Raw genomic sequence first — 24134 nt, forward strand, 5'->3', positions numbered from 1 at the left:
CACCGGGCCCCGCCCGGATGGCACTAGAATTTCATGAAAGTGGTTCGACGTTTCTGGCAAGGATTCGTCGGGCCACTTTCTTCGTTAACGAGCCTTGCCCTACTTCACCGGCCTCTACAGGGGTGGCTATTCCCAAGGCCACCGATTCTCGATAGCGTGAGGTGAATCGGAACCCCAGGTGCCGACAAGCAAGATGGGCACCCCGGAACGATGCAACGAGGGGGATGGAGAAAAGCCATGGGTCAAGCGGAGCTCGACGCCGACGACTATGCGCCGCACCGGCTAGAAGAATCATTGGGAGCGCCCTTGCACGTACGACCCGAGGTCCTCGAAGCGGTTGAACGGGGAGAAGACAAATCCCCGCACGCGATCCTTGGGCCCCACCTGAACCTGTTGGGGCATGTGTGCGTCCGGACCTTGCAGCGCGATGTCCTGGCCATCAACATCCTGACCGCGACGGCCACGGTACCCATGCTTCGCGAGCACGGAGACCTCTGGGTGGGGTTGATCGAGTCCAAGGACATTGGCAGAGTTCCCGACTACCGGATCCAACGCATTGAGCTCGGGGGAGTCCGCGTGATCGATGATCCATATCGGCATACACCCCGTTTGGGTGAGCTGGAGCTCCATCGCCTGCGGACCGGAGGAACGCAGGTGCAGGAACTCTTGCTCGGTGCACATCCACAGCACTACTCCTCACCCATGGGGGACGTGGAAGGCACTGGTTTCGTAGTCAGGCAGGATGAGGCCGTTGCAGTGCGGGTTTGCGGCGATTTCAACATTTGGAACGGTTCCGCCCACGCCATGCGCCAGCTTGGCCATAGCGGGATCTGGGAAATCTTTATTCCTGGCGTTTCGGTCGGCTCCAAGTACCGATTCGAATACCTGGAGCCCACCGGCACATGGGTCGAGTATGCAGATCCTGTTGGCCACTATTCGACCGAGGATCCCGACACCATATGTGTAGTCCAACCCGAGGGGTTTGAGGCCTAGATCTTAGGTCGGACACGGGGACGGTGAATCCCAGACATTAAGCGGTAATTCCTATGGGCCAGCTCACAAAAGGTATTCTGCCTTGTTTTGGTGATTCCCTGGTGCCGAGGGATGGAAATTTCCCGTCTTTGCGGGGTTCCTGGACCTCTGGCGGTGAGGGTTCCTGCCGTTCGCCTTGCCTCATGTCAATATGCTCGCGAAATAATCCCGCATGCCTCAACTAATTTGCTCGCCAAATAGGGCATCCCCGGACTGCGCGCGCATCTTGGCCCGGTTGATGAGATGGTTCTGGATGGCATTGATGCGGCGAGTGATGGCCGCCGGATTCAGGTCCCCGTGGATGCCCGCCAGGGCCTTGGCATGTTCCGGGTCCATGGCCTCCAGATCCATGATGCGCTGGTACGCGGTCCGCGGCCGGTCATAAGTCCGCTTCCTGCGACCCGAACGTGCGGTGCCGTAGCCGTTGGCCTTGACCATCGGCAGCAGGTGGTTCTTGCGCTGGTTCACCAGCGCCCAGAGCTCATTGAGCAGGGCCATCTCCTCCGGACCCTCGTAGCGGAACCTGAAGGCATGGCGACGGACCCAATCCCGATTTCGCTGCTCGACATGCGCATTGTCGTTATGCTTATACGCCCGCGCCCTAGTCAGATCAATGTTTCGTTCCTGCGCCCACTCGATGAGCTGGGTGTTGATGAATTCACCGCCATTGTCGAAATCCAGGGCCCGCATCGGGTAGGGCAGGGACCGGACCAGCAGGTCGACCCCGGCCACGACATGGCTGTGCGCACGGTTTTTCACACACGTGTTCACGGTCCACCCGGTGAACACATCTGTCAGGGTGATCGAATACAGGAACTCGCCCTTGAGGCTGTGTCCGCAGTGGGCGACGGTGTCGATCTCGAAGAACCCCGGTTCCTGCTCCATGGGCGTGCCCGACCACCGCACCGGGATCTCCGAACGCAGCATCGCCCCGGGCTTGGTCGAGGACAGTGCCGAGGGGTATCGAGCGGCGCGCAACGGCTTCAGATACCGATCCATCGTGGAGGCCGACATGGATAGCAGCTCGTCCCTGACCTCGTCGGTCAGCAGTCCCGCCACTGTCCCGAGTTCGTCGAAGCGTTCCAAACGCTCGAGCTCGTCGGCCATGATCGGAGCCAAGTATTTCCCGCAGGGCTCTCCGGAAAGCGTCCAGATTCGTTCCAGGAGCTTGAGGGCCGCCGGCCCGTACTTGCGGGGCCTGCGCCGCGGCAGGGGCTTCGGAATCCCGCGTGCGGGCTTACGCAGTTCCGTGGCCAGACGCCGGCGGGCGTTGGCCCTTGACCAGCCGGTCGATGCGCACAGGTAGTCGAGCATCACGCCCTTCTGTCCCTTGGTCCCTTTCGCATACTCGGCGGCGAAGCCGCTGACGAGCTCTCGCCGGGTGTGCATCGATATCCCCTGTTTCATCTCCCCAGCACAGCCTGCTGCCCGCCCTGGTGGCCAGAGTTTCGCGAGCATTCTTAAATGAGGCACGCACCTCATTTCGCGAGCATTACTAGTGAGTCAACGCGCCGTTTGGACATTTGGTCCGGATGCGCGTACAGTTATTTCTCGCACCGAGCACCGCAACGTAGCCCGAGAGGGTGAAGCGCGGAGCCGATTGCAAAGAATTCCAAATGAACTTCGGAAGTCGATTTGACGCTGAGTTTGTTTGGGTCTAGGATAGTAAAGTTGCTCCAGAGCGAAGCGCCGGCGGGAATTGTTAGTCCGGTTGTGGGTGTTGGAAGTGTCTGTTGTTTGAGAACTCAATAGTGTGCCAAGTTTGTTGATACCAATTTATTTATTTTATTGGTGAATGGTTTTAGGGTCCGCACCCCCGTGTGGATGCCTGGGGCAATTTGCCAGGATGTTTTGCTTGGTGCAGCCCGGTCGATTTTTTCCAGTCGGCGTGTTGGTTGTGTCTGTATTTTTTTACGGAGAGTTTGATCCTGGCTCAGGATGAACGCTGGCGGCGTGCTTAACACATGCAAGTCGAACGATGACTTTTGTGCTTGCACAGAATGATTAGTGGCGAACGGGTGAGTAACACGTGAGTAACCTGCCCCTGACTCTGGGATAAGCCTGGGAAACTGGGTCTAATACCGGATATGCACCGTGGACCGCATGGTTTTTGGTGGAAAGATTTTTTGGTCAGGGATGGACTCGCGGCCTATCAGCTTGTTGGTGAGGTAATGGCTCACCAAGGCGACGACGGGTAGCCGGCCTGAGAGGGTGACCGGCCACACTGGGACTGAGACACGGCCCAGACTCCTACGGGAGGCAGCAGTGGGGAATATTGCACAATGGGCGAAAGCCTGATGCAGCGACGCCGCGTGAGGGATGACGGCCTTCGGGTTGTAAACCTCTTTCAGTAGGGAAGAAGCGAAAGTGACGGTACCTGCAGAAGAAGCGCCGGCTAACTACGTGCCAGCAGCCGCGGTAATACGTAGGGCGCAAGCGTTATCCGGAATTATTGGGCGTAAAGAGCTCGTAGGCGGTTTGTCGCGTCTATCGTGAAAGTCCGAGGCTCAACCTCGGATCTGCGGTGGGTACGGGCAGACTAGAGTGATGTAGGGGAGACTGGAATTCCTGGTGTAGCGGTGAAATGCGCAGATATCAGGAGGAACACCGATGGCGAAGGCAGGTCTCTGGGCATTAACTGACGCTGAGGAGCGAAAGCATGGGGAGCGAACAGGATTAGATACCCTGGTAGTCCATGCCGTAAACGTTGGGCACTAGGTGTGGGGGACATTCCACGTTTTCCGCGCCGTAGCTAACGCATTAAGTGCCCCGCCTGGGGAGTACGGCCGCAAGGCTAAAACTCAAAGGAATTGACGGGGGCCCGCACAAGCGGCGGAGCATGCGGATTAATTCGATGCAACGCGAAGAACCTTACCAAGGCTTGACATGTGCCAGACCGCCGTGGAAACACGGTTTCCCCTTTGGGGCTGGTTCACAGGTGGTGCATGGTTGTCGTCAGCTCGTGTCGTGAGATGTTGGGTTAAGTCCCGCAACGAGCGCAACCCTCGTTCCATGTTGCCAGCGCGTAAAGGCGGGGACTCATGGGAGACTGCCGGGGTCAACTCGGAGGAAGGTGGGGACGACGTCAAATCATCATGCCCCTTATGTCTTGGGCTTCACGCATGCTACAATGGCCGGTACAATGGGTTGCGATACTGTGAGGTGGAGCTAATCCCAAAAAGCCGGTCTCAGTTCGGATTGGGGTCTGCAACTCGACCCCATGAAGTCGGAGTCGCTAGTAATCGCAGATCAGCAACGCTGCGGTGAATACGTTCCCGGGCCTTGTACACACCGCCCGTCAAGTCACGAAAGTTGGTAACACCCGAAGCCGGTGGCCTAACCCCTTGTGGGAGGGAGCCGTCGAAGGTGGGACCGGCGATTGGGACTAAGTCGTAACAAGGTAGCCGTACCGGAAGGTGCGGCTGGATCACCTCCTTTCTAAGGAGCAACTAGCACCAGGCAGGGATTCCACAGTGTTTCCCGTGCGGGTGTTCAGTGCTGCTCGCATCCATCACTTGTGTTGATGGGCGAGTGCTCAAGGGTGGAATATCAACAAATCATGGCCGTCCATCGTTGGTGGGTGGTTTTCTAGTACGCTTTCGGGATTCGTTCCGGTGGTTGGAACGGGAGCCGCCGGCGAACGCGGGTGGTCTTTTGGCACACTGTTGGGTCCTGGAATAACAGGCCCCGATCCGGTTTCGGGTTGGGTTCTTGTTTTTTCTGGATTGTCCCGCGCATGGCCTAAGCCGCACGAGCCCCCTGGGGGTGTGTTGGTGGTGGGTGTGACGGGGTTGTTGTTTGGGAACTGTATAGTGGACGCGAGCATCTTGTGAGGCAAGGGATTTTTTCCTTGTCTTGCATAGCAATTTCTTATGAATTATTGAACCTGGTGAACGCACTTTCGGGTGTGTTTTTCTTGGTTCTTTCGATTGTAATAATATATAGCTCATGTAAATTTTTGATCATGTTTGTGGTCAAGTTTTTAAGGGCGCACGGTGGATGCCTTGGCATTGGGAGCCGAAGAAGGACGTGGGAATCTGCGATAAGCCTGGTGGAGTCGATAACCGGACGTTGAGACCAGGATTTCCGAATGGGGAAACCCCGTACGGTGTCATGCCGTATGACCCGCAGCTGAACACATAGGCTGTGTGGAGGGAACGCGGGGAAGTGAAACATCTCAGTACCCGCAGGAAGAGAAAACAATAGTGATTCCGTTAGTAGTGGCGAGCGAACGCGGATGGGGCTAAACCGAGCCATGTGTGATAGCCGGCGGGCGTTGCATGGTCGGGGTTGTGGGACTTTCCATATCAGTTCTGCCGGACTGGTGAAGTGAGGTGCGGGCGCATAGGCGAATCGGCTTGAATGCCGGACCGTAGAGGGTGAGAGTCCCGTAGTGCGAATGCGTGCCGCCGCTTTGTGAGAGTATCCCAAGTAGGACGGGGCCCGAGAAATCCCGTTTGAATCTGCCAGGACCACCTGGTAAGCCTAAATACTACCCAATGACCGATAGCGGACAAGTACCGTGAGGGAATGGTGAAAAGTACCCCGGGAGGGGAGTGAAATAGTACCTGAAACCGTGCGCTTACAATCCGTTGGAGCCTCCTTGTTGGGGTGACAGCGTGCCTTTTGAAGAATGAGCCTGCGAGTTAGTGTTACGTCGCGAGGTTAACCCGTGTGGGGAAGCCGTAGCGAAAGCGAGTCTGAATAGGGCGAGTGAGTGGCGTGATCTAGACCCGAAGCGAAGTGATCTACCCATGGCCAGGTTGAAGCGCGTGTAAGAGCGCGTGGAGGACCGAACCCACTTCAGTTGAAAATGGAGGGGATGAGCTGTGGGTAGGGGTGAAAGGCCAATCAAACTTCGTGATAGCTGGTTCTCCCCGAAATGCATTTAGGTGCAGCGTTGCGTGTTTCTTACCGGAGGTAGAGCTACTGGATGGCTAATGGGCCCTACAAGGTTACTGACGTCAGCCAAACTCCGAATGCCGGTAAGTGAGAGCGCAGCAGTGAGACTGTGGGGGATAAGCTTCATAGTCGAGAGGGAAACAGCCCAGAACGCCAACTAAGGCCCCTAAGCGTGTGCTAAGTGGAAAAGGATGTGGAGTTGCGAAGACAACCAGGAGGTTGGCTTAGAAGCAGCCACCCTTGAAAGAGTGCGTAATAGCTCACTGGTCAAGTGATTCCGCGCCGACAATGTAGCGGGGCTCAAGCACACCGCCGAAGTTGCGTCATTCACATATTTGGCAGGCCTTCGTGGTCCAGCCGTGTGGATGGGTAGGGGAGCGTCGTGTGGGCAGTGAAGTCGCGGTGTAAACCAGCGGTGGAGCCCACACGAGTGAGAATGCAGGCATGAGTAGCGAATGACGGGTGAGAAACCCGTCCGCCGAATGATCAAGGGTTCCAGGGTCAAGCTAATCTGCCCTGGGTAAGTCGGGACCTAAGGCGAGGCCGACAGGCGTAGTCGATGGACAACGGGTTGATATTCCCGTACCGGTGAAAAACCGCCCATACCGAACTGGTGATGCTAACCGCCCCAACCACCCACCTCAAGGCCTTCGGGCCTTGTATCGGGTGTGCGGCGCGGGACCCGAACCAGGGAGGTAAGCGTATTAACAGGTGTGACGCAGGAAGGTAGCCGAGCCAGGCAATGGAATTGACCTGGTCCAAGGATGTAGGGCGAGTCGTAGGCAAATCCGCGACTCACATAGCCTGAGACCCGATAGGCGCCCCTTTTGGGGGGTGATTCGGTGATCCTATGCTGCCAAGAAAAGCATCGACGCGAGGTTTTAGCCGCCCGTACCCCAAACCGACACAGGTGATCAGGTAGAGAATACTAAGGCGATCGAGAGAATCATGGTTAAGGAACTCGGCAAAATGCCCCCGTAACTTCGGGAGAAGGGGGGCCTGCCCCGTGATGAGGATTTACTCCTCGGAGCGGGTGTGGGCCGCAGAGACCAGGGGGAAGCGACTGTTTACTAAAAACACAGGTCCGTGCGAAGTCGCAAGACGATGTATACGGACTGACTCCTGCCCGGTGCTGGAAGGTTAAGAGGACCGGTTAGCTCTTTGGAGCGAAGCTGAGAATTTAAGCCCCAGTAAACGGCGGTGGTAACTATAACCATCCTAAGGTAGCGAAATTCCTTGTCGGGTAAGTTCCGACCTGCACGAATGGAGTAACGACTTCCCCGCTGTCTCAACCATGAACTCGGCGAAATTGCACTACGAGTAAAGATGCTCGTTACGCGCAGCAGGACGGAAAGACCCCGAGACCTTTACTATAGTTTGGTATTGGTGTTCGGTGCAGCTTGTGTAGGATAGGTGGGAGACTGTGAAGCCCGGACGCTAGTTCGGGTGGAGTCATCGTTGAAATACCACTCTGGCTGTACCGGTCACCTAACTTCGGCCCATGATCTGGGTCAGGGACAGTGCCTGATGGGTAGTTTAACTGGGGCGGTTGCCTCCTAAAGAGTAACGGAGGCGCCCAAAGGTTCCCTCAGCCTGGTTGGCAATCAGGTGTCGAGTGTAAGTGCACAAGGGAGCTTGACTGTGAGAGCGACAGCTCGAGCAGGGACGAAAGTCGGGACTAGTGATCCGGCGGCACGTTGTGGAACGGCCGTCGCTCAACGGATAAAAGGTACCTCGGGGATAACAGGCTGATCTTGCCCAAGAGTCCATATCGACGGCATGGTTTGGCACCTCGATGTCGGCTCGTCGCATCCTGGGGCTGGAGTAGGTCCCAAGGGTTGGGCTGTTCGCCCATTAAAGCGGTACGCGAGCTGGGTTTAGAACGTCGTGAGACAGTTCGGTCCCTATCCGCTGCGCGCGCAGGAAATTTGAGAAGAGCTGTCCTTAGTACGAGAGGACCGGGACGGACGAACCTCTGGTGTGTCAGTTGTACTGCCAAGTGCACCGCTGATTAGCTACGTTCGGAAGGGATAACCGCTGAAAGCATCTAAGCGGGAAGCCCACTTCGAGATGAGATTTCCATACACTTTTGAGTGTGAGAGGCCCCCAGCCAGACCACTGGGTTGATAGGCAGGATGTGGAAGCGAGGACTAAAGACTCGTGAAGCTGACCTGTACTAATAGGCCGACAACTTAAACCACAAACACCACACCACCCCCCGCGGGTGGTTGGCAAGAAACGCTGCGTCCACTATACGGTCCCGAAACAACAAACCCAATTTGTTTTTCGCGGAACAACAACAACCATAACTATCATGGTCGTAACCCACAGATTCACCACCCCCAAACCAGCTTTGGGTGGCGGTAACAGAGTTACGGCGGTCATAGCGTGGGGGAAACGCCCGGTCCCATACCGAACCCGGAAGCTAAGACCCACTGCGCCGATGGTACTGCACTCGGGAGGGTGTGGGAGAGTAGGTCACCGCCGGACACAACGTCCCGAAACCCCCAAGCCCCACCGGCTTGGGGGTTTCGATGCTTAACCACCACACCCCCCAAAAACCACGGCCCCCAAAAACCACGGCCCCCGGACACACACCCCCGGGGGCCGCACCCCGTTAAGGCGCCCCCGGCCATCCACAGACACTGTGGATAGCCGGCCCCTATCCACAGTGTCTTGTACGGGTTCGGAACCGCGAGAAGTTTTCCTGCATCGTCGGTCCGATTGCGGGGAGCGAATCTGACGCGGAAGCTTACAACACGGCAGCCATTGGCTTCGCGCTGAATTTCCTTAACGGCCAGAGTCGTAAACAACTCTTGGTTTGCCACGCGGTTGCCGACGAAGGGTTGTCGTTTGCCATTCGATCGAGCCGCAAGCAAATGCACGTGTGGGCAAATAGTGGATCCGGAATGTTGAGAAATTCGAACCTTCCAGGGCAACGGATGCAGCGGTGAAGCAACGCTTTCGGCCGATGACCTAGTCAAGCCTGCCGGCACCGGATATCTGGGCGCAATCTCGATGGCTGCAACATAGATGCCCAATCTCTCTGAGTCCCCGGCCGCGTACCAACCCATCCGCACGGCGACACTTTTCTGAACGACCTAGGCGTGGTTGTGACGGTCATCATGGCCTGAAAACCAAGTTTTGGTCGCCGCGGCGCCTAGGTTCCGCTATAGTTATTTATGAAGAACCACAGCATGTGTTGTGACTCGATAAAGCCACCAGTGTTCCTGAATAAGGAATACGCGGTAATAGAGTTACGGCGGTCATAGCGTGGGGGAAACGCCCGGTCCCATACCGAACCCGGAAGCTAAGACCCACTGCGCCGATGGTACTGCACTCGGGAGGGTGTGGGAGAGTAGGTCACCGCCGGACATAAATGTCCCGGAACCCCTGAACAGAATTGTTCAGGGGTTCCGATGTTTAACAAGCAAATAAGACCCGGGGGCTTATGGCCGGCTTATGCCCGCCCTTCGCCCTGGCAGCGCGGGCCCTATCCAGCCGGCGAGGCATCGATGGCGTTCATCGACATGGGAGTCTTGGCGCATAATCTGGAGTCAGTTGCCCGGTTCTGCGTCCGACTTGGATGCACATTCTCGAACGACGATCGTAACCAGGACGTGTCGGCTGGATTGGATCGGGATCGCGGAATTTTTCAAGTCAAGCGGTACCAAGGTGAGTTAGGCGGCCGTTAGGCCGCTGTTTTTTCGGTGGTTTCCTTTGGTTGGTTGATCCATGCCGGCCCGGGCAGGGCCAGGATCTTGGGGTCGGTGGTCGTGGCGAATCGGTGGGGATGTTCGGCGCGGGCCGCTGCCAGGGTCTGCGAGCGTTTCTCCGCGACGCCGGCGGCGAAGCCGTAGTGCACGTTGGCAGGGGTGTGGAACCCGATGCCGGAGTGCTGGTGGTGATGGTTGTACCAGTCGACGAAGCCGCTGATGAAGGCCCTCGCATCGCCCAGGGACGCGAAGCGTTCGGGGAACGTCGGACCATACTTCATTGTCTTGAAAATTGACTCTGAGTAGGGATTATCGTTGCTCACCCGGGGTCGGGAATGCGATCTGGTGACCTCCAGATCCGAGAGCAACGCGGCGACGGTCTTCGACGTCATCGAGGTGCCGCGGTCGGCGTGGACCACCTGCGGGATGCCGTGGATGCCGAAGATCTCCTTCATCATTTCCGCCGCCAGGATCGCCGCTTCGGTGGCGTGCACGTGCGCGCCGACAATGAACCGCGAGTGGATATCGATCATCAGGTAGCAGTCGAAGTACTTGCCCTTGACCGGGCCGGCCAACTTCGTGATGTCCCACGAATACACTTGGCCGGGGGCGGTGGCCACCAGCTCCGGGATGGCCCGGGGCGGATGCTTGGCGAGTTTCCGGCGTTCTTTGACCTGCCGGTTTTCCTCCAGGACCCGGTAGAACGTGGAGACCGAGCCCAGGTAGATCCCGGCGTCCAGCAACTTCGCATAGACCTGCAGGGGCGCCAGGTCCACGAACTGAGGCGAGTTCAAGGCCGCGAGGATCTCGGCCCGCTCCGTGGCGCTGAGCTTGTTCGGCGGAACCACCGGATCGTGGTCCCTCGGCGCTGCGGGCTTGCGGTAGATCGTGGTGCGCGAAAGCCCGAGCAAGGTAGCGGCCCGCCGCGTCGGGACTGCCAGTTCCACCAGCTGCACGTAGGCGCCCGTCAACGCTTCTTGGACTTCGGATCGTCGTTGGTGTCCTCGGAGATCGTCTCCAAGAACGCGTGCAGTTTTCCCATCACACCAAGGGCTGCCTCCGATCGTTTCAACCGGCTCTCGCTCACCTCCAGCTGGCGGCGCAAACGCGCGATCTCGGCCTGCTCGGGGGACAGTTTCCCGATTTTCTCCCCGGCCGTCTTGCCCTGCAGCACGCCGGCGTCGCGCAGCTTGCGCCACTCGGTGATCTGCGAGGAATACACCCCCTGCTCCCGCAGGAACGCACCGCCTTCCTGCCGGGTGCAGGCGTCCTCGTACTGGGCCAACAACTCAAGCTTCTGCGCGGGGTTATACGACCTGCGAGGGGTCGGTCCACCGGCACGCGGTCCGGAACTACTCATGGATCCATCTTGGCGCACTTCGGCCAAAACTAGATTAGACATACAGATTGGTTTCCTGGTTCTCGCCCTACGCGATCGAGCCGACTTGCTCTGTCACCCTGGTACCGCTCCAGCCTGACACGTAGGGTCGGGCTCCGGAAAGCGCACGAGCGGAACTGTGCTTGCTAAACCCCATCAGCTGGCAACACGACCCTGGCGCTGACCGCCTCCAGCGAACCCTCATGCGGCGAGGCTCGGGCTGATCTTCTTGTTAATTCGTAGCTCTGCCGCCACTTGTCAAGGGCCATGCAAAGGTGCCCATCGCATATTGGTGTCCCATACCGAAACAGCTGTGATGGATTCCCATACGCGATGTCTGCGACAGGACCGCAAGCGTGGTTGCGAACCACCAGGACATCTGGCGGCTCGCCTACATCTTCGAACGGGCCGGGCTGATCGCTGATGTAGCGGCGCCTTTGAATTCTCCTGCCGCGCGGAACCAGCCCATCGTAATCGACGCATTTCATCGTTGGCTCTAAGATCACGTGCTATGGGTGGACTTCGCGATTCTGCAGCACTTGAACCTTCATCGGCGTCGACCCTACTTCCGACGACTCAAACTCAATGGCATGCAAACTGCGAAGCTTGCATGGACCGGGTTACTGTACCTAGCCACGGCAGCCTGCTCTGCACATGATGTTGCCGCTCAGCTAACGCCCCTTGGCCCCGCGCACGAGACCGACACCGGCTCGCACCCCTGCGAAAACCTGCATGCACCACCTTGCTGGTCGGCATTTGCTTGGGGAATGATGAACTCATCAGTACCAATAATGCCGGGATGTAAGTAGCCATCCTTGGATCCCGATACGTCGTGGCGTCCGGCTCGACGTCGGAGCCTATTGCATCACCGGGGGTACTGATTGCGATACGGGGAACCGCCTCGGACAACAACTGAAGGAGAAACCATGAGCAACGAAAGCTCGGAATCGGCAATTGCAGGAGAGCCAGAAATCCACGGAACCATGCAAATGATCGATGGACGCGTGGTTTTGCACTTCAACTTGAGTTTGCGCCATGCCGTTGAGCGCGTTTGGCGGGCCGTCAGTGTGCCATCTGAACTCGAAAGCTGGTTCCCGGGAGCCGTTGACTGGACTCCGGCAGTGGGGGAGACCTTCGATGCCGGTGGGGCGACTCTCGAGGTGACCAACGTTGATGCTCCGCATCATCTGGCGTGGTCCTACGCCGGCCAGCTGCAAAGCTTCGAACTCAGCGGGGAGGGCGACCGCTGCCGTCTAACGTTCACCCACGTCTTTGACGACCTCCCACTTGCAGCGCAGACGGCAGCCGGTTGGGAGACCTATCTTTCTCGACTTGACCCACATTTGCGTGGCGAGCACTTGACGGAAGCTACGGCCCACGAGCAATGGGCGGAGATTCATGAGCGCTATGCCGAAAGCTTCGGGGTCGACCCGGCACCCGGCCGGAAGTTCGCAGAAGGCATGCGTTCTTCCCAGTGATGCCCCTGGCAATCCGTTGAGCCGAACCTCGTACTGCAGGGGCTTTGATCTCGACCCGAAGACTGGGACCTGACGCGCAATTCGGTGCCCTGGTGCATCCGCGCCGAATAGGGGCGGCCGACTGCAGGGTATATAACCACGCCTAGATTCCTTGCATTGATGGTCCGGAATCGGAACAAGTAGCCAGTGCAAGTCATTTAGAGTCGACTGCTCCAGTGGATATCCGCACTCATGGCGACCGCAGGCAGCACGGCTCTCTAAAGATGTCGCGGGGGTCACAATGTCATTTTTGGGGCTTCCATGCCCGGAGCGGCCTCCAAGGGGCCGTTCTGGGCTGGTATTCCGGGGTTTTGAAGGAAGGCGGTCGTCGATTTGCCGGGGTGCGGAATGGTGTGTATAGTTTTCTAAGTCGCCGCGAGGGACACAGCGGGAAAGCCGCTGGAGGAATCGCCGGGCGACCGAATTTTTGCCAAAACCCCACCCCAGTTTTGCTGGTTGCCTTGTGCGCCGGAAATGTTGTGGGATCGCATGTTAGATCAGGTCGGGCCGGAAACGGTGGATTTGCTTCGGGACACGCGGTGGGGTAAGGTAGACAAGTTGCTCCAGAGCGAAGCGCCGGTAGGAATTGTTAGTCCGGTTGTGGGTGTTGGAAGTGTCTGTTGTTTGAGAACTCAATAGTGTGCCAAGTTTGTTGATACCAATTTATTTATTTTATTGGTGAATGGTTTCAGGGTCCGCACCCCCGTGTGGATGCCTGGGGCAATTTGCCAGGACGTTTTGCTTGGTGCAGCCCGCGACCCTTTTTCCAGGGTCGTGTTGGTTGTGTCTGTATTTTTTTACGGAGAGTTTGATCCTGGCTCAGGATGAACGCTGGCGGCGTGCTTAACACATGCAAGTCGAACGATGACTTTTGTGCTTGCACAGAATGATTAGTGGCGAACGGGTGAGTAACACGTGAGTAACCTGCCCCTGACTCTGGGATAAGCCTGGGAAACTGGGTCTAATACCGGATATGCACCGTGGACCGCATGGTTTTTGGTGGAAAGATTTTTTGGTCAGGGATGGACTCGCGGCCTATCAGCTTGTTGGTGAGGTAATGGCTCACCAAGGCGACGACGGGTAGCCGGCCTGAGAGGGTGACCGGCCACACTGGGACTGAGACACGGCCCAGACTCCTACGGGAGGCAGCAGTGGGGAATATTGCACAATGGGCGAAAGCCTGATGCAGCGACGCCGCGTGAGGGATGACGGCCTTCGGGTTGTAAACCTCTTTCAGTAGGGAAGAAGCGAAAGTGACGGTACCTGCAGAAGAAGCGCCGGCTAACTACGTGCCAGCAGCCGCGGTAATACGTAGGGCGCAAGCGTTATCCGGAATTATTGGGCGTAAAGAGCTCGTAGGCGGTTTGTCGCGTCTATCGTGAAAGTCCGAGGCTCAACCTCGGATCTGCGGTGGGTACGGGCAGACTAGAGTGATGTAGGGGAGACTGGAATTCCTGGTGTAGCGGTGAAATGCGCAGATATCAGGAGGAACACCGATGGCGAAGGCAGGTCTCTGGGCATTAACTGACGCTGAGGAGCGAAAGCATGGGGAGCGAACAGGATTAGATACCCTGGTAGTCCATGCCGTAAACGTTGGGCACTAGGTGTGGGGGACATTCCACGTTTTCCGCGCCGTAGCTAACGCATTAAGTGCCCCGCCTGGGGAGTACGGCCGCAAGGCTAAAACTCAAAGGAATTGACGGGGGCCCGCACAAGCGGCGGAGCATGCGGATTAATTCGATGCAACGCGAAGAACCTTACCAAGGCTTGACATGTGCCAGACCGCCGTGGAAACACGGTTTCCCCTTTGGGGCTGGTTCACAGGTGGTGCATGGTTGTCGTCAGCTCGTGTCGTGAGATGTTGGGTTAAGTCCCGCAACGAGCGCAACCCTCGTTCCATGTTGCCAGCGCGTAAAGGCGGGGACTCATGGGAGACTGCCGGGGTCAACTCGGAGGAAGGTGGGGACGACGTCAAATCATCATGCCCCTTATGTCTTGGGCTTCACGCATGCTACAATGGCCGGTACAATGGGTTGCGATACTGTGAGGTGGAGCTAATCCCAAAAAGCCGGTCTCAGTTCGGATTGGGGTCTGCAACTCGACCCCATGAAGTCGGAGTCGCTAGTAATCGCAGATCAGCAACGCTGCGGTGAATACGTTCCCGGGCCTTGTACACACCGCCCGTCAAGTCACGAAAGTTGGTAACACCCGAAGCCGGTGGCCTAACCCCTTGTGGGAGGGAGCCGTCGAAGGTGGGACCGGCGATTGGGACTAAGTCGTAACAAGGTAGCCGTACCGGAAGGTGCGGCTGGATCACCTCCTTTCTAAGGAGCAACTAGCACCAGGCAGGGATTCCACAGTGTTTCCCGTGCGGGTGTTCAGTGCTGCTCGCATCCATCACTTGTGTTGATGGGCGAGTGCTCAAGGGTGGAATATCAACAAATCATGGCCGTCCATCGTTGGTGGGTGGTTTTCTAGTACGCTTTCGGGATTCGTTCCGGTGGTTGGAACGGGAGCCGCCGGCGAACGCGGGTGGTCTTTTGGCACACTGTTGGGTCCTGGAATAACAGGCCCCGATCCGGTTTCGGGTTGGGTTCTTGTTTTTTCTGGATTGTCCCGCGCATGGCCTAAGCCGCACGAGCCCCCTGGGGGTGTGTTGGTGGTGGGTGTGACGGGGTTGTTGTTTGGGAACTGTATAGTGGACGCGAGCATCTTGTGAGGCAAGGGATTTTTTCCTTGTCTTGCATAGCAATTTCTTATGAATTATTGAACCTGGTGAACGCACTTTCGGGTGTGTTTTTCTTGGTTCTTTCGATTGTAATAATATATAGCTCATGTAAATTTTTGATCATGTTTGTGGTCAAGTTTTTAAGGGCGCACGGTGGATGCCTTGGCATTGGGAGCCGAAGAAGGACGTGGGAATCTGCGATAAGCCTGGTGGAGTCGATAACCGGACGTTGAGACCAGGATTTCCGAATGGGGAAACCCCGTACGGTGTCATGCCGTATGACCCGCAGCTGAACACATAGGCTGTGTGGAGGGAACGCGGGGAAGTGAAACATCTCAGTACCCGCAGGAAGAGAAAACAATAGTGATTCCGTTAGTAGTGGCGAGCGAACGCGGATGGGGCTAAACCGAGCCATGTGTGATAGCCGGCGGGCGTTGCATGGTCGGGGTTGTGGGACTTTCCATATCAGTTCTGCCGGACTGGTGAAGTAAGGTGCGGGCGCATAGGCGAATCGGCTTGAATGCCGGACCGTAGAGGGTGAGAGTCCCGTAGTGCGAATGCGTGCCGCCGCTTTGTGAGAGTATCCCAAGTAGGACGGGGCCCGAGAAATCCCGTTTGAATCTGCCAGGACCACCTGGTAAGCCTAAATACTACCCAATGACCGATAGCGGACAAGTACCGTGAGGGAATGGTGAAAAGTACCCCGGGAGGGGAGTGAAATAGTACCTGAAACCGTGCGCTTACAATCCGTTGGAGCCTCCTTGTTGGGGTGACAGCGTGCCTTTTGAAGAATGAGCCTGCGAGTTAGTGTTACGTCGCGAGGTTAACCCGTGTGGGGAAGCCGTAGCGAAAGCGAGTCTGAATAGGGCGAGTGAGTGGCGTGATCTAGACCCGAAGCGAAGTGATCTACCCATGGCCAGGTTGAAGCGCGTGTAAGAGCGCGTGGAGGACCGAACCCACTTCAGTTGAAAATGGAGGGGATGAGCTGTGGGTAGGGGTGAAAGGCCAATCAAACTTCGTGATAGCTGGTTCTCCCCGAAATGCATTTAGGTGCAGCGTTGCGTGTTTCTTACCGGAGGTAGAGCTACTGGATGGCTAATGGGCCCTACAAGGTTACTGACGTCAGCCAAACTCCGAATGCCGGTAAGTGAGAGCGCAGCAGTGAGACTGTGGGGGATAAGCTTCATAGTCGAGAGGGAAACAGCCCAGAACGCCAACTAAGGCCCCTAAGCGTGTGCTAAGTGGAAAAGGATGTGGAGTTGCGAAGACAACCAGGAGGTTGGCTTAGAAGCAGCCACCCTTGAAAGAGTGCGTAATAGCTCACTGGTCAAGTGATTCCGCGCCGACAATGTAGCGGGGCTCAAGCACACCGCCGAAGTTGCGTCATTCACATATTTGGCAGGCCTTCGTGGTCCAGCCGTGTGGATGGGTAGGGGAGCGTCGTGTGGGCAGTGAAGTCGCGGTGTAAACCAGCGGTGGAGCCCACACGAGTGAGAATGCAGGCATGAGTAGCGAATGACGGGTGAGAAACCCGTCCGCCGAATGATCAAGGGTTCCAGGGTCAAGCTAATCTGCCCTGGGTAAGTCGGGACCTAAGGCGAGGCCGACAGGCGTAGTCGATGGACAACGGGTTGATATTCCCGTACCGGTGAAAAACCGCCCATACCGAACTGGTGATGCTAACCGCCCCAACCACCCACCTCAAGGCCTTCGGGCCTTGTATCGGGTGTGCGGCGCGGGACCCGAACCAGGGAGGTAAGCGTATTAACAGGTGTGACGCAGGAAGGTAGCCGAGCCAGGCAATGGAATTGACCTGGTCCAAGGATGTAGGGCGAGTCGTAGGCAAATCCGCGACTCACATAGCCTGAGACCCGATAGGCGCCCCTTTTGGGGGGTGATTCGGTGATCCTATGCTGCCAAGAAAAGCATCGACGCGAGGTTTTAGCCGCCCGTACCCCAAACCGACACAGGTGATCAGGTAGAGAATACTAAGGCGATCGAGAGAATCATGGTTAAGGAACTCGGCAAAATGCCCCCGTAACTTCGGGAGAAGGGGGGCCTGCCCCGTGATGAGGATTTACTCCTCGGAGCGGGTGTGGGCCGCAGAGACCAGGGGGAAGCGACTGTTTACTAAAAACACAGGTCCGTGCGAAGTCGCAAGACGATGTATACGGACTGACTCCTGCCCGGTGCTGGAAGGTTAAGAGGACCGGTTAGCTCTTTGGAGCGAAGCTGAGAATTTAAGCCCCAGTAAACGGCGGTGGTAACTATAACCATCCTAAGGTAGCGAAATTCCTTGTCGGGTAAGTTCCGACCTGCACGAATGGAGTAACGACTTCCCCGCTGTCTCAACCATGAACTCGGCGAAATTGCACTACGAGTAAAGATGCTCGTTACGCGCAGCAGGACGGAAAGACCCCGAGACCTTTACTATAGTTTGGTATTGGTGTTCGGTGCAGCTTGTGTAGGATAGGTGGGAGACTGTGAAGCCCGGACGCTAGTTCGGGTGGAGTCATCGTTGAAATACCACTCTGGCTGTACCGGTCACCTAACTTCGGCCCATGATCTGGGTCAGGGACAGTGCCTGATGGGTAGTTTAACTGGGGCGGTTGCCTCCTAAAGAGTAACGGAGGCGCCCAAAGGTTCCCTCAGCCTGGTTGGCAATCAGGTGTCGAGTGTAAGTGCACAAGGGAGCTTGACTGTGAGAGCGACAGCTCGAGCAGGGACGAAAGTCGGGACTAGTGATCCGGCGGCACGTTGTGGAACGGCCGTCGCTCAACGGATAAAAGGTACCTCGGGGATAACAGGCTGATCTTGCCCAAGAGTCCATATCGACGGCATGGTTTGGCACCTCGATGTCGGCTCGTCGCATCCTGGGGCTGGAGTAGGTCCCAAGGGTTGGGCTGTTCGCCCATTAAAGCGGTACGCGAGCTGGGTTTAGAACGTCGTGAGACAGTTCGGTCCCTATCCGCTGCGCGCGCAGGAAATTTGAGAAGAGCTGTCCTTAGTACGAGAGGACCGGGACGGACGAACCTCTGGTGTGTCAGTTGTACTGCCAAGTGCACCGCTGATTAGCTACGTTCGGAAGGGATAACCGCTGAAAGCATCTAAGCGGGAAGCCCACTTCGAGATGAGATTTCCATACACTTTTGAGTGTGAGAGGCCCCCAGCCAGACCACTGGGTTGATAGGCAGGATGTGGAAGCGAGGACTAAAGACTCGTGAAGCTGACCTGTACTAATAGGCCGACAACTTAAACCACAAACACCACACCACCCCCCGCGGGTGGTTGGCAAGAAACGCTGCGTCCACTATACGGTCCCGAAACAACAAACCCAATTTGTTTTTCGCGGAACAACAACAACCATAACTATCATGGTCGTAACCCACAGATTCACCACACCCAAACCAGCTTTGGGTGGCGGTAACAGAGTTACGGCGGTCATAGCGTGGGGGAAACGCCCGGTCCCATACCGAACCCGGAAGCTAAGACCCACTGCGCCGATGGTACTGCACTCGGGAGGGTGTGGGAGAGTAGGTCACCGCCGGACACAACGTCCCGAAACCCCCAAGCCCCACCGGCTTGGGGGTTTCGATGCTTAACCACCACACCCCCAAAATGCACCTTTCTTGGATCGTCTGGCTCCGCTACCAACGCGCCACTCGCAGATGTCTCGAGAGCTCCCTTCGCATGCAGAGCCGCTAGGGTTGAGGCATGGACGGACTATTCTCACACGCGGCATCAGCCAACGATTCTGGCTCCCAAGATGATTACCGCTTGCCGGAGCACCGGCATACGGTCAGCGTCCCGGTGTCTGCGGACCAGGCCTTTGAAGGCTTCTCGGAATACATACACTTGTGGTGGCCGGTAGGCAAGCTCTCTCACTTCGGGCCGGGCAGCCATGTCACGTTTGAAAAGGGTAGCCTCCTCGAGGAATCGGACGACGGCAACCAGCATCTCTGGGGCAAGATCGTTCATTTTGATGCTCCGCACACCATAGTCCTGGACTTTACACTGGGCATGGAAACTGCCCCTCCCACCCATGTGAGTCTTGAATTCCATGAGCAGGGGTCCGGCACCGAGCTTATCCTGACCCATGAAGGGTGGAGCTCCGGACAGATCGGCAAGGAGCAATTCGAGCACTACACGCAGTGGCCGGAGATTCTCGATTTCTACGCTCGCTTCATGGGAGCGAACAGCAGGCCAGACCGCTAGGCCCATGGAATATGCCCGCCGTAGCCCATTCACGGCACAGCCATATCAAAAACGCCTTGAAAGGGTGGCATGAACCTCGAAACCGCCGACTCGGCACTCATTGACGATCTGATCCTGCACATCGGTGAGGAAGCTGTAACCACCGACCCCAAGATGCTGTTGTCCCACAGCCATGACTTCGGGAAGATCGTTGACCACCAGCTGCCCTTGGCCGTCGTCTTTGCAGAGCGCGTGGAAGATGTCCAGGCGACCCTGCGCCTGGCCGCAGCGGCTGGAGTCAAGGTCGTCCCCCGTGGGGCTGGCACGGGCGTCTCAGGCGGCGCCCACGCGACCGCACGCTGCATCGTGCTATCCCTCGAACGCATGGACCGGATCCTGGAAGTCCGCCCCGAGGACGAGGTGGCAGTGGTCCAGCCCGGTGTCATCAACGCGGTGCTGAACAGGTCCGTGGCCAAATACGGGCTCATGTACGCACCCGACCCCGCCAGCTACCAGCAATCCACGATTGGCGGGAATGTGGCGACCAACGCCGGCGGGCTGCGCTGCGCCAAGTACGGGGTCACCACTGACTCCGTACTTGGCCTGGACGTCGTCCTGGCCGACGGCACCCTGATCAGTACCGGGCGGAATACCTTCAAGGGCGTTGCAGGCTACGACCTGACCTCGCTGCTTGTCGGTTCCGAAGGGACCTTGGGCATTGTCGTCTCCGTCACCGTGCGCCTGCGCTACCTCAGTGAAAAGACCTGCTCGATCGCCGCGGTGTTCACCGACGTCGCCCAGGCGGCCGCCGGCGTGGTGGCCATCGCGCGGGTGCGCGTGCAGCCGGCCATCCTGGAGTTGATCGACCTCGGAACGATGCGCGTGCTGGATGCCGCCTACGGCTCGGACCTCGGGGCGCGGGGCGGGGCCATGCTGTTGATCCGCACCGACGGCCATGGCGCCGAGATCGAGGCGGGCATCGTGCGCTCGGCCCTCGAAGGCCTCGGTGCGCAGGTGAGCGCACCGGGTGACGAAGAAGCGGTGCGGCTGATCGAGATGCGACGAGCCAGCCGCGGGGACGGGCAGGACGACAAATACCGGGTCGGTGAGGATGTCGCCGTGCCCAGGTCGGCCATGGTGGATTACATGGGGACCCTTGACCGGATCGCCGAACGGAACAGAGTCATGGTTCGCGTCGTGGCCCATGCCGGGGACGGCAACCTGCACCCCACCTTCTGGGTCGACCCGGACGATGGCGACGAAGGCGTGGCGCGGCTTGACATGGCCCTGGAGGAATCCATCCGAGCAGCGTTGGCGGTGGGCGGGACCATTACCGGCGAGCACGGCGTGGGCACTGCCAAGCGCGACTGGCTGGCCTGGGAACAGTCCGAGGAAGTTCTGGAGCTGCAGCGCAAGATCAAGGCGGTCTTCGACCCGCAGGGCATCCTCAACCCCGGCAAGGCGATCCTGTGATGAAGGGCCCACTGCCTCGATTAGGCGTTCGAGTGAAAAGTCGGTAAACTTTTTATTCGTTGGTACAACACCGGGATATGGCGCAGCTTGGTAGCGCGCGTCGTTCGGGACGACGAGGTCGCAGGTTCAAATCCTGTTATCCCGACCAGAGTAGTTTTATTCGAACCATGGTTCGAGTAGATCCACTTCAGTTCCAATAACAGAGATGGCGTCGAGAAATCGGCGCCATTTTTGTTGCCCTGCAATTGTCGGGTCAGTACGCCTGAAACGTCCAGAATCGGTCCAATTTGGGACGATGGGGTCGATACTTGGGACGAATCGTTCGATGCCGTTTTCAGGCCGGAGAACGCCACCTGGGCGGCCATGATGTCATCAAATGGATGGTTGAGTTCTGCGTAGATTTGGCCGCCTTCCCCCACCCGGAAGAAATGGTAAAAGGATTCATTGAGCAATCGGCGAACCTTGTCGGGCGCAGCCAAGTAGTAGCGCTTCGTGTCAGCGATCTGATCCAGTGCGGTCGACAGCAGTTTTCCCCCGGCAGCAATCTGGCTTTCAATGTTAGCCAGGCTGTCTTCGATACGATTCTTCTGCGAGGCAAGTTCGTAGAGCTTTTCCCGGATCTTACTTGCAGGCAAAGTCCCGTCGGCGGCAAGGTCTACGATTCGTGATTCCTTCTTCTCGATTTCCGTGAGTTGGTTTGGTTTCCTACGTGAGTCCGAACCAATCATGAAGGTGCTTGATCGCTTCCTCGCAGAACTAGTACCCATCAAGTCGAAAGCTGTCCACTACCGAGTCGTCAAGGTTGCTGGACATGAATACATTGTGGACAAGCGATCCATCAAGGATTTGGCCATCAAATCCCGCCCGCTCTACATCGTGGGTGTCACTGAAAAACTCGGATACTGGAAGGACCTACGGCGAGTGCTGTTCTCTAACGCTCGCTTCACAGTAATGTGCCGAGTGGCTCGAACCGGTATCCATGACAGTTGGACGCCCGTAAAGCTGGCCGATCTTTTCACTGATGTTGCGCCAGGCTTCGTTGACCTGATTAATGCAATCGAGGTTCCTAAAGCCGATGACAGTACGACGACATCGCAGAGCAAGATACGTCAAGATGCCCTGCGCGTGGCTCTCCGAGCATATGAGAAGGCGCTAAGCGAGAAGCTAAACATCGACGTCGACACTGAACAAGAGCAGATCTTTGAGGCACTCATAAATCGACTCGCAGCCCCCTACGTGTCAGGCTGGAGCGGTACCAGGGTGACAGAGCAAGTCGGCTCGATCGCGTAGGGCGAGAACCAGGAAACCAATCTGTATGTCTAATCTAGTTTTGGCCGAAGTGCGCCAAGATGGATCCATGAGTAGTTCCGGACCGCGTGCCGGTGGACCGACCCCTCGCAGGTCGTATAACCCCGCGCAGAAGCTTGAGTTGTTGGCCCAGTACGAGGACGCCTGCACCCGGCAGGAAGGCGGTGCGTTCCTGCGGGAGCAGGGGGTGTATTCCTCGCAGATCACCGAGTGGCGCAAGCTGCGCGACGCCGGCGTGCTGCAGGGCAAGACGGCCGGGGAGAAAATCGGGAAACTGTCCCCCGAGCAGGCCGAGATCGCGCGTTTGCGCCGCCAGCTGGAGGTGAGCGAGAGCCGGTTGAAACGATCGGAGGCAGCCCTTGGTGTGATGGGAAAACTGCACGCGTTCTTGGAGACGATCTCCGAGGACACCAACGACGATCCGAAGTCCAAGAAGCGTTGACGGGCGCCTACGTGCAGCTGGTGGAACTGGCAGTCCCGACGCGGCGGGCCGCTACCTTGCTCGGGCTTTCGCGCACCACGATCTACCGCAAGCCCGCAGCGCCGAGGGACCACGATCCGGTGGTTCCGCCGAACAAGCTCAGCGCCACGGAGCGGGCCGAGATCCTCGCGGCCTTGAACTCGCCTCAGTTCGTGGACCTGGCGCCCCTGCAGGTCTATGCGAAGTTGCTGGACGCCGGGATCTACCTGGGCTCGGTCTCCACGTTCTACCGGGTCCTGGAGGAAAACCGGCAGGTCAAAGAACGCCGGAAACTCGCCAAGCATCCGCCCCGGGCCATCCCGGAGCTGGTGGCCACCGCCCCCGGCCAAGTGTATTCGTGGGACATCACGAAGTTGGCCGGCCCGGTCAAGGGCAAGTACTTCGACTGCTACCTGATGATCGATATCCACTCGCGGTTCATTGTCGGCGCGCACGTGCACGCCACCGAAGCGGCGATCCTGGCGGCGGAAATGATGAAGGAGATCTTCGGCATCCACGGCATCCCGCAGGTGGTCCACGCCGACCGCGGCACCTCGATGACGTCGAAGACCGTCGCCGCGTTGCTCTCGGATCTGGAGGTCACCAGATCGCATTCCCGACCCCGGGTGAGCAACGATAATCCCTACTCAGAGTCAATTTTCAAGACAATGAAGTATGGTCCGACGTTCCCCGAACGCTTCGCGTCCCTGGGCGATGCGAGGGCCTTCATCAGCGGCTTCGTCGACTGGTACAACCATCACCACCAGCACTCCGGCATCGGGTTCCACACCCCTGCCAACGTGCACTACGGCTTCGCCGCCGGCGTCGCGGAGAAACGCTCGCAGACCCTGGCAGCGGCCCGCGCCGAACATCCCCACCGATTCGCCACGACCACCGACCCCAAGATCCTGGCCCTGCCCGGGCCGGCATGGATCAACCAACCAAAGGAAACCACCGAAAAAACAGCGGCCTAACGGCCGCCTAACTCACCTTGGTACCGCTTGACTTGAAAAATTCCGGCCGGCCAAACGTCGCCAGCTGCGCAACGACTTGCCTTCGATCAGGTGCGCGCAGCCGTAATCGCACTCAACGATTCGTTCGTGGTTGATGCGGACGAGGATCTCACTATGCGTCAGCATGCTCGTGAAATTGCAGGGCTGGAACTCTTCCCCTCAGCTACTACTTTCGCCGAAACTTCTACCGAGACAACAACGAAGCCGTCTAGTAAGCGCGCAGAGCGAATGCTCGACGTGGAGGTTATCGGCATCTATTGGTAGCCCGCGAAAGCTCCACCCCTCATCATCCAAAGCTCCACACTAAAGCGAACATTCTCCCACATACTTCTTGATCCAATGTGGCACCGCAGGATTGATGCATAGAACAGAGGCCGACACAGTGCCACACCTCTTCAACACCGACTGGTTGG

At 57.8% G+C, this 24134-nt stretch carries 7 protein-coding genes, 1 tRNA gene, 7 rRNA genes and 2 pseudogenes; 15 read left to right on the forward strand and 2 right to left on the reverse strand.

Annotated features, from left to right (window positions below; genetic code table 11):
• Positions 1 to 237 precede the first annotated feature (237 nt).
• Complete coding sequence (locus ABD687_RS16485) at positions 238 to 993, forward strand: GlgB N-terminal domain-containing protein (RefSeq protein ID WP_310289579.1); 756 nt, start codon at positions 238 to 240, stop codon at positions 991 to 993.
• Between the two features lie 216 nt (positions 994 to 1209).
• Here ABD687_RS16485 and ABD687_RS16490 read toward each other — a convergent pair whose 3' ends face one another.
• Positions 1210 to 2421 (reverse strand): integrase catalytic domain-containing protein, encoded by a 1212-nt coding sequence (locus tag ABD687_RS16490; RefSeq protein WP_007273073.1) that lies wholly within the window; start codon positions 2419 to 2421, stop codon positions 1210 to 1212.
• A 521-nt stretch (positions 2422 to 2942) separates the two neighbouring features.
• Between ABD687_RS16490 and ABD687_RS16495 the strand changes: the two genes are divergently transcribed.
• The 4 genes from ABD687_RS16495 to rrf (ABD687_RS16510) all read left to right on the forward strand — a co-directional run bounded on the left by ABD687_RS16495 (position 2943) and on the right by rrf (ABD687_RS16510) (position 9309).
• A 16S ribosomal RNA gene (locus tag ABD687_RS16495) occupies positions 2943 to 4470 on the forward strand.
• A gap of 534 nt (positions 4471 to 5004) precedes the next feature.
• Positions 5005 to 8134, forward strand: a 23S ribosomal RNA gene (locus ABD687_RS16500).
• Between the two features lie 173 nt (positions 8135 to 8307).
• Positions 8308 to 8424: ribosomal RNA gene (gene rrf / locus ABD687_RS16505) — 5S ribosomal RNA — on the forward strand.
• Positions 8425 to 9192: 768 nt separating this feature from the next.
• Positions 9193 to 9309: ribosomal RNA gene (gene rrf / locus ABD687_RS16510) — 5S ribosomal RNA — on the forward strand.
• Together the 16S, 23S and 5S rRNA genes form the textbook arrangement of a ribosomal RNA operon.
• Before the next feature lie 316 nt (positions 9310 to 9625).
• On the opposite strand, the pseudogene ABD687_RS16515 reads toward rrf (ABD687_RS16510), so the two are convergent.
• Positions 9626 to 11010: pseudogene (locus ABD687_RS16515) on the reverse strand (IS3 family transposase).
• 944 nt (positions 11011 to 11954) lie between these two features.
• On the opposite strand from ABD687_RS16515, the gene ABD687_RS16520 reads away from it, so the two are divergent.
• The 10 genes and pseudogenes from ABD687_RS16520 to ABD687_RS16565 all read left to right on the forward strand — a co-directional run bounded on the left by ABD687_RS16520 (position 11955) and on the right by ABD687_RS16565 (position 23682).
• Complete coding sequence (locus ABD687_RS16520) at positions 11955 to 12506, forward strand: SRPBCC domain-containing protein (RefSeq protein ID WP_264271874.1); 552 nt, start codon at positions 11955 to 11957, stop codon at positions 12504 to 12506.
• Positions 12507 to 13341: 835 nt separating this feature from the next.
• Positions 13342 to 14869: ribosomal RNA gene (locus tag ABD687_RS16525) — 16S ribosomal RNA — on the forward strand.
• A 534-nt stretch (positions 14870 to 15403) separates the two neighbouring features.
• Positions 15404 to 18533 (forward strand): 23S ribosomal RNA (locus ABD687_RS16530).
• Positions 18534 to 18706: 173 nt separating this feature from the next.
• Positions 18707 to 18823, forward strand: a 5S ribosomal RNA gene (gene rrf / locus ABD687_RS16535).
• Positions 18824 to 18987: 164 nt separating this feature from the next.
• Positions 18988 to 19488, forward strand: coding sequence for an SRPBCC domain-containing protein (locus ABD687_RS16540; RefSeq protein ID WP_302263004.1), 501 nt, complete (start codon positions 18988 to 18990; stop codon positions 19486 to 19488).
• A gap of 69 nt (positions 19489 to 19557) precedes the next feature.
• Entirely contained in the window at positions 19558 to 20940 is a 1383-nt protein-coding gene (locus tag ABD687_RS16545) for an FAD-binding oxidoreductase (RefSeq protein ID WP_310289576.1), read from the forward strand.
• Positions 20941 to 21011: 71 nt separating this feature from the next.
• Positions 21012 to 21088, forward strand: a tRNA-Pro gene (locus ABD687_RS16550).
• Positions 21089 to 21248: 160 nt separating this feature from the next.
• Positions 21249 to 21608, forward strand: a complete 360-nt coding sequence (locus tag ABD687_RS16555) for a hypothetical protein (protein WP_310289574.1) — start codon at positions 21249 to 21251, stop codon at positions 21606 to 21608.
• A gap of 19 nt (positions 21609 to 21627) precedes the next feature.
• Positions 21628 to 22230: a DUF6414 family protein gene (locus ABD687_RS16560; RefSeq protein ID WP_425566763.1), complete on the forward strand. Its 603-nt coding sequence runs from the start codon at positions 21628 to 21630 to the stop codon at positions 22228 to 22230.
• Between the two features lie 67 nt (positions 22231 to 22297).
• Positions 22298 to 23682 (forward strand): annotated as a pseudogene (locus ABD687_RS16565) (IS3 family transposase).
• Positions 23683 to 24134: the final 452 nt, after the last annotated feature.

The sequence above is a fragment of the Paeniglutamicibacter sulfureus genome (assembly GCF_039535115.1).
Taxonomy (GTDB): Bacteria; Actinomycetota; Actinomycetes; order Actinomycetales; family Micrococcaceae; genus Paeniglutamicibacter; species Paeniglutamicibacter sulfureus.